Origin of the sequence: Phocaeicola sp. (genome assembly GCF_048170425.1) — a bacterium.
Taxonomy (GTDB): Bacteria; Bacteroidota; Bacteroidia; order Bacteroidales; family Bacteroidaceae; genus Phocaeicola.
In genome coordinates, this window is sequence record NZ_DBEXBB010000291.1 from 1 (window position 1) to 8,171 (window position 8,171).

General features: G+C 43.2%; 6 protein-coding genes. 3 read left to right on the forward strand and 3 right to left on the reverse strand.

From position 1 onward, the window contains the following. Window positions 1-213 precede the first annotated feature (213 nt). Window positions 214-1,617 (forward strand): DNA recombination protein RmuC, encoded by a 1,404-nt coding sequence (gene rmuC / locus ACMJ0U_RS11410; protein ID WP_417130036.1) that lies wholly within the window; start codon window positions 214-216, stop codon window positions 1,615-1,617. A gap of 65 nt (window positions 1,618-1,682) precedes the next feature. On the opposite strand, the gene ACMJ0U_RS11415 is transcribed toward rmuC, so the two are convergent. Continuing rightward, window positions 1,683-3,827 (reverse strand): polysaccharide lyase 8 family protein, encoded by a 2,145-nt coding sequence (locus ACMJ0U_RS11415; protein WP_417130037.1) that lies wholly within the window; start codon window positions 3,825-3,827, stop codon window positions 1,683-1,685. Window positions 3,828-4,058: 231 nt separating this feature from the next. Between ACMJ0U_RS11415 and ACMJ0U_RS11420 the strand changes: the two genes are divergently transcribed. Both ACMJ0U_RS11420 and groL read left to right on the forward strand, forming a co-directional pair. Beyond that, complete coding sequence (locus ACMJ0U_RS11420) at window positions 4,059-4,331, forward strand: co-chaperone GroES (RefSeq protein WP_007562047.1); 273 nt, start codon at window positions 4,059-4,061, stop codon at window positions 4,329-4,331. Window positions 4,332-4,371: 40 nt separating this feature from the next. Next, window positions 4,372-6,009 (forward strand): chaperonin GroEL, encoded by a 1,638-nt coding sequence (groL, locus tag ACMJ0U_RS11425; RefSeq protein WP_417130038.1) that lies wholly within the window; start codon window positions 4,372-4,374, stop codon window positions 6,007-6,009. An 81-nt stretch (window positions 6,010-6,090) separates the two neighbouring features. On the opposite strand, the gene ACMJ0U_RS11430 is transcribed toward groL, so the two are convergent. After that, a complete protein-coding gene (locus ACMJ0U_RS11430) occupies window positions 6,091-7,851 on the reverse strand; it encodes a fasciclin domain-containing protein (protein WP_417130039.1) in 1,761 nt (586 codons plus the stop codon). Between the two features lie 54 nt (window positions 7,852-7,905). Continuing rightward, on the reverse strand, window positions 7,906-8,171 hold a 266-nt coding region (locus ACMJ0U_RS11435; protein ID WP_417130040.1), incomplete at its 5' end, for a response regulator transcription factor.

Consider the following 8,171-nt stretch of genomic DNA (forward strand, 5'->3'; position numbering starts at 1 on the left):
AAGGAAAAGTCATGCTGAAGAATATGACAAGCGGCGAACAGTCGCTGGTTACTCCGGACGAACTGGTAGCTGCCATCAACGGATAAGCATGAGCGTTAATCATAAATAAAAAGAACACAGGTTTCACGGAAGAGACGGAAGAGGCAGATGCTTCGGACTTTTGTTTCGTGAAACCTGTGTTTTTTATAGGCGTTTCGAAAATTAGCAGAAGATATGGAATTTGTATATTTGATTGTTGGCGTGATAGTAGGAGGACTGCTGGGTTATTTGTGGGCTGCGAGAAAGTCTGTTTCTTTGCGATCTGAGTTACAGATGAACCAACAGCATGCTCAGGATTTGCTGAAGGCGGAAAAGGAACGTACTGAATTGCTGACAGAGCAGTACCGGAAAGAAACAGAGAGACTGCGTGAACAAGTAGATGAACTTTCCAGGAAATGGGCAGAGGCTAGTCGGGCACTGGCTACTTCACAGGCAGAGCGTCGCAACTTGGAAGAGCGTCTGGAGAATCAGAAAGAGGAAGTGGAGAAGTTACGGAAGCAACTGAATACGGAGTTCGAGAATATGGCCAACCGGATTTTCCAGCAGAAGACGGAGGCATTTAACCGGCTTAGTTCGGAAACCTTGAGTAACCTGTTGAAACCTTTCGGAGAGAATTTGAAAGAATTCAAGCATCAGGTGGAAGAGGTGTACGATAAAGAGTCCAAGCAGCGCTTTTCTTTGGAAGACCGTATCAAGGAACTGATACAGTTGAACAAGCAGATTAGCGACGACGCCAACAACCTGACACGGGCCTTGAAGGGTGATTCCAAAGTGCAGGGAAACTGGGGAGAAATGATTTTGGAAACCATTCTGGAAAATTCCGGATTGCGGGAAGGGGAAGAATATTTCCGGCAGGAATTTTTGAAAGATGCACACGGTGAACCGCTCAAGAATGAATGGGGGCAGCGGATGCAGCCCGATGTATTGGTGGTGTATCCGGACAACCGTCAGGTGATTATTGATTCGAAGGTATCTCTTACAGCTTATGCCAGCTATGTAGCGTGTGAGGATGCTGCGCAGCGGGAGCAATATTTGAAAGCGCATCTGGCATCGGTGAAGGCGCATGTGGATGAGTTGAGCCGGAAGGATTATTCCAGCTACAATGTGTCTTCACTGGATTTTGTGATGATGTTCGTACCGAACGAGCCGGCTTATCTGCTAGCGTTGCAGACCGATCCGGACATCTGGAATTATGCCTATCAGAAGAAAGTAGTGTTGATGAGTCCCACGAATCTGATTGCGGCGTTACGACTGGCGCTGGATTTGTGGAAGCGGGAGTATCAGGTAAAGAATATTCAGGATATCATCAAGCGGGGGACGGTGCTTTATGAGAAACTTGTGGGATTTACCGAAACGTTCGAGAAAATTGGGGATACGTTGCAGGCGGCTTCCATGGCTTATAAGAATGCTTTAGGACAACTTTCGCAAGGGAAAGGCAACCTGATTCGGCAGGCAGATATGCTGACGGAACTAGGAATTACTTCGAAAAAGAAATTTTCTTCCCGTTTGCGTCAGGAAGCTGACAAGGATATTGTATCTCCTCCGGCAAGGGGCTTGTTTTCGGAGACGGAAGAATGAGTCTAAAGAAAAAGCTCCATGGCATTCAGTCAAGTGCCATGGAGCTTTTTTATCTCATATTGAAATTAAAGTTTTACAGTGTATTGTTTGGTGGCTCCTGCATAGATTCCTGTCTGGCTGAAATCGGCAGTGAGAGTTTGTTGCTTCTTTCCGATTTTTAGTTCCACCTGGATGGGCGACTGGGTTTGTCCCGGGTCGGCTATGTGCAGGTTGGCCGATTTGGCAGTGATGTCTTTTACCATCAGCACGCAAGGCTTGTCTACGGTTACACTCAGTTCTTTATGTTTGAAGGTACCTGCTTCGAAGAAAGTCACCATCCAGACATTCAGTTTGGTGTTGCGGACAGCCTGAATCTTTGCGTTATTTGACAAGATTTCGATGGCCTTTTCTTTCTGGTAGGCATCCATTTCTTTGGCTGAAGTCTTTCCCGATACGACAATGTAGGCGTATGAACCGTCTTTCGGGCCGACACCGTGATTGATACCTAATGTGAAGACATCCATCTTTTCTTCCTTTTTCGACTTGCTGGTGTTGATGTCATACCAGCGTCCGGTTTGTGTCTGGGCTGTCAGGAATACTTCTTCTTTCTGTGGGAAGAAATAACCGATTTTGTCATGCAATACCCATTGAGGTGCTTGCAATGTATAGCTTCCGTTTGCTACGCTTTCTTCTTTACCGGTTTTGTTGACCAAAATGTCGTCTTTCAAGAAACATTGGTTGACAGTGGTGTGAACCGGATAAGTAGAAGTGGACTGGATACCAGCTCCCAGACATACTACTTCGTTATCAAAGAAGTACCAGCTTTTTTTAGCCCCGGTGTTTACTTCAGGATTGGTGTCCATATAGGCGTATGCTGTAGCTCCATAAATGCTGTCGGAAACTCCTCCTGCGTATGTGGAAGTTCCTAACACACCCCATGCTTTCGGGTCCATTGGTACTTTATCCAGCTGGGGAGCAGTTGTACCCGGAATATGGCACCAGTTCCATACAGGGAAGATGTTAAAGTATTCATCTCCTGTTTGCGTAATATTGGTACATCCGTCGGACATGAAATAGGTTTTCAGATTTTCTTTGTTGCCGTATTCACATTTCTTGGTGCGTGTAGAAGCCAAACGTACGTCAAAGTTATACTGAGGACGCACATGTAATGAGTAGTCACCACGGAAATAATGGGTATGTGAAGCTGTTACCTGATAATCGGCTGGCTGCTTTCGATTCAGACGTGCGATGATGGCCTTATATTCATCGGCATGAGTTGGATCGATGTCTATCATTCGCTGGGCGTAAGTGGCAGTGGTTCGTTTGTTTAGTAATCCCGGTCGGCTGACACTTCGTCCTACTACATCGAATGACATGTTCTGACCACGTACGGTACGATAATAAGTTTCGCGCATGAACTTGCTGAGTAGCTCAACTTTCTCTTTATCAAGTTGATACTGCGTTCCTAATGCATAGGAAGCCACTTGAGTGACACCTTTGAGTATCTCATCTCCATAACCTCCAATATACAATTGTTCTCCATGTTGGAAATAACTGTTATCATGTTGGAATCCTTCTTCCGTGGTATATACCACCGGATTGAAAACGTTATCGATAGCCGTTTTCAAATCGGCTTCATTCTGTGTCAGGCAAGAACGGTAAATCCAGTGTAGAGCAATGTCGGTACGGTTGGCGCCTGTCCATTTAGCCGGGTCTCCGCCTGTTTCTTGAATTCGTTTCAATATTTTTGTTTCTAATGCTTGTGGAATCTGGTTTTTTCCGGTACGCATTTGAATGAGCAGTACACCGAGTTTCTGTGGTTCAGAAATCTGATTGTGCCACCAATTATCACTTTCAGAATCTACATCATACCAGTATTCCAGTCCTTTGACGATTTTCTGGTATAAATCTTCATTCTGATAGTATTTGTTCTTTTCGTTGGTATATGCATAGACGAAATCGGACAAACGTTCTATGTGTTTGATAGGAGTCCAGTTGGTCATTTGAGTATCATCATAATCAATGTCACTAAATGAACCGTTTTCTTGAAACAAGACTAGATTTTTGTCTATGGAAGGGTTTTTAATAGTCGTATTGCGGATTTTTTCCATAAACATTTCGTAGTCATTGTTTTGTTGATCGGGTGCTTGTGTGAAAATAGAAGCCCATCCCGTAGCCATTGTGCAGGAAAGTGCAGTGGCTAAAGTAAGTGTTTTTAAAGGTCTGTTCATATATTTATTATGTTAGGTTCAGGTGGTAAAGATAGTTATTTTTCGATATATCTCCAATAATGGATTTTGTTTGCGTGCAAGATCGGGTGCCAGAACTGTCAGTGGAGAGGTCGTTCTTGTCAGTTTGCTTATGTCAAAATGTCAGTCTTTTACTTTGGCACGCTTTTCGTAGAAAGATAGGTGCTTTAACGCATTTGGCAAACGATAAAATATAAACTAAATTATAGCATTATGAACATTAAACCATTAGCAGACAGAGTCCTGATTCTTCCGGCTCCTGCAGAAGAAAAAACAATCGGCGGTATCATTATTCCTGACACAGCAAAAGAAAAACCGTTGCAGGGTGAAGTAGTAGCAGTGGGTCACGGCACAAAAGACGAAGAAATGGTCTTGAAAGTGGGTGATACTGTATTATATGGAAAATATTCTGGTACTGAAATCGAATATGAAGGTGTGAAGTATTTGATGATGCGTCAGAGCGATGTACTGGCAGTTTTGGGATAATTTAGGTAATTAACGAATAAAATTAGAAAGGAAATTCACTATGGCAAAAGATATTCTCTTCAACATTGACGCTCGCGATCAGTTGAAAAAAGGTGTAGACGAACTGGCTAATGCAGTGAAAGTAACACTGGGCCCGAAAGGTCGTAACGTAATCATCGAAAAGAAGTTCGGTGCTCCTCATATTACAAAGGATGGTGTAACTGTAGCCAAAGAAGTAGAATTAAGCGATCCGTTCCAGAATACAGGTGCTCAGCTGGTAAAATCAGTTGCTTCTAAGACGGGTGATGATGCAGGTGACGGTACAACTACTGCTACTGTATTGGCTCAGTCAATCGTAGGTGTTGGTTTGAAGAACGTTACTGCCGGTGCAAATCCGATGGATTTGAAACGTGGTATTGACAAGGCAGTGGCAAAGGTGGTTGAATCTATCAAGGCTCAGTCTGAAACAGTAGGTGATAACTACGACAAGATTGAACAGGTGGCAACCGTTTCTGCCAACAATGACCCGGTTATCGGTAAATTGATTGCTGATGCTATGCGTAAGGTTTCTAAAGACGGTGTCATCACTATCGAAGAAGCTAAGGGTACAGATACTACAATCGGCGTGGTAGAAGGTATGCAGTTTGACCGTGGTTACTTGTCTGCTTACTTTGTAACTGATACTGAAAAGATGGAATGCGTGATGGAACATCCGTATATCCTGATTTACGATAAGAAGATTTCTAACTTGAAAGATTTCTTGCCTATTTTGGAACCGGCTGTACAGAGCGGACGTCCTTTGTTGGTTATCGCAGAAGATGTAGACAGCGAAGCATTGACTACTTTGGTAGTTAACCGTCTGCGTGGTCAGTTGAAGATTTGTGCTGTGAAGGCTCCGGGCTTCGGCGACCGTCGTAAGGCTATGCTGGAAGATATTGCCGTATTGACCGGCGGTGTAGTTATCAGCGAAGAAAAAGGTCTGAAACTGGAACAGGCTACACTCGAAATGTTGGGTACTTGCGACAAGGTAACTGTTTCTAAGGAAAATACTACTATCGTAAACGGTGCAGGCCAGAAGGAATTGATTCAGGAACGTATCAACCAGATCAAGGCTGAAATCAAGAACTCTACTTCTGACTACGATAAGGAAAAATTGCAGGAACGTCTGGCTAAATTGTCAGGTGGTGTAGCAGTTCTTTACGTAGGTGCTGCCAGCGAAGTAGAAATGAAGGAAAAGAAAGACCGTGTAGATGATGCCTTGTGTGCTACTCGTGCCGCTATCGAAGAAGGTATCGTACCGGGTGGTGGTGTAACTTACATCCGTGCCATCGATGCGTTGGAAGGCTTGAAAGGTGACAATGCAGATGAAACTACTGGTATTGAAATTATCAAGCGCGCTATCGAAGAACCGCTTCGTCAGATTGTAGCTAACGCGGGTAAGGAAGGTGCGGTCGTAGTACAGAAAGTACGTGAAGGTAAAGGCGACTTCGGTTACAATGCCCGTACAGATGTGTACGAACACTTGCACGCAGCTGGTGTAGTTGACCCTGCAAAGGTTACTCGTGTAGCATTGGAAAATGCCGCTTCTATCGCAGGTATGTTCCTGACTACAGAGTGTGTCATTGTAGAGAAGAAGGAAGAAAAGCCTGAAATGCCGATGGCTGCTCCGGGAATGGGTGGCATGGGCGGTATGATGTAATCTTTCCCTTGCAGATATAAAGTAAATCCCAGTCGGAATTTCCGGCTGGGATTTTTTGTGTTAGAGAGATTAAAGAGAGAATCAATATCCAGGGTTCTGTTTCATTCCTGGATAAGCGTTGAGCGCAGTTTGAGGAATGGGTAAATAGAAATGTTTATTGAGGTCGAATCCAGTCTGCTCGATGGGTAAGTTCAGCAGGCGGTAATATGGATAAGTGCCTCCGGTTCCTTGCAGCAGATTGATGTAGTCCTTCCATTCTGTGCTTTCGACAGAGAATGCAGCTTTTAACATGTTTTTAGCGTTTGTAGCTTCCATTTCTCTTCCGGTTTGAGAATAAGCGATGGTAGCCATAAGGTAGACTTCACGCAGCAGAACTGGATGAATATAAGAACCTCCTGGATTACCGAAATTGTCTTTATATCCTCCCCAAATTATTTCCTGACTTTCTGAATTATTTAGTGCATTTGAATCCAAGGTATATGTGGTGTTATTTATGATGTATAGGCATTGTTGAATGACATCCTCATAATATCCAGAGAATAAATATATTTTTCCAAGCAATGTTTTTGAGGCTATCGCCAACTGGATAGGAAGAGTATCGGATAAGTCGGCCAGATAGTATATTAATTGATTCTTACTTTCCTCGTTGTCAAGTGGAGCTACTTTTCCATAAAGACCAAACAGTTGAGTCTGAATGACTTCCAAGTCGACGGTTAAATTCCAGGAAGCTTCCCATCCTTCTTCGGTATTGAGTGAAGTTAATTGATTCAGGTATTTTTTGCAATCGTCTATTGTTTGATAAGCGAAATCCCAGAACATACTGGAAGTATATTCAATCATGTTGTAATCAAAGTTTTTATCATATAACAGATTGAATTCCATGTTTTTGCTCTGAGTCAGGAATATCCCAAATGTCTGCTTCCATTTTGCTTCAATCTCTTCCACGTTGATTTCTTCCTCTTTTATTTCTATCATGTAGCACTGTTCAGTGGTGTGGGTTATTTCCTGTAGTGTCTTGTAATTCAGAAAGTAAGTATAAGGCTCGCTTACTTTGTCCCTTTCGTCTGTTATTCCGTCTCCGTTCAGGTCAGCATAGGACAAGTTGCCGTCTGCCGTCATGCCTACCAGCAGGTATCCGTCTGAGAGGTTCGAGTAGCCTTCTTTGTGGAGGGTGTAGGTCAGCGTGTCGCAGTTGTGGGAAATTACGGCTACCCCTTCTGTATCGGTAGTGAACGTACCTAGTTCTGCTCCGGTATCTCCGTTTTTAGCAGCGATGGTCACGCCTTCGAGTGGCTTATATCCTCTGTCTATAAGATCCACCTTGATTGTAGTCTGATGTTTGTAAGTGACAGGTGCCTCCATCATGGGAATTACTTCAGGAACGACATACACAAAGCTGTTTCCGGCAGGAATGGCATTTCCTTCAATTTTGATGCCATTAATCAGTACATCGTTTTCTGTACGTGTTACATAAAGAGTATCGTTACTGATACTGGTCAGTTTGGTACCATCTTTCAAATCGTCTTTTGCATAACGTCCTTTTGCTATGTGATTTTTGATGGAAGCTGTATCCAGTACAGTGGAACGGCTTGCAGTGCTTGTGTTTTTTACAGCAAAGACGGTCAGTTCATCTTGTGTCAGGTCTGTTACGTCCACTTTTTCTAGTATTTCTACAAACTGGCTGACTTCCAGGTCGCTGTTTTTCAGTACTTCTATAATTTCTTGAACAGCTTCTTCCCCTTTGGACGGAGGAGGTTGAGGAGCGGGATTTTCTTCATTATCACATGCATTCAGAATGCATAGTGAAAAGATGCCTAATAAATAATAACTTAACGTTTTCATGGTAGCAGATATTTAAATGAAACAATCAGATATAATCAGATATGCAAGTTGTACTTACTTCAGTGGAATACTGAGATAGCCTTTGGAAAGAGCTTTAATGACCAGGTCGGTAGCGTTCTTGGCTCCGAACTTTACCATCAGGTTTTTCCGGTGCCATTCTACTGTATTTTCTGAGATAAAGAGATATTCGGATATTTCATGAGTATTCATGCCTTTTGCTATGGCTTTGAGTATATCTAGTTCCCGAATGGTAGGAGCGGAATCTAGCGTATGAGGTGTGTGACCGATTTTATCTTTTTCTTTATAGAGTTTTTGGAATT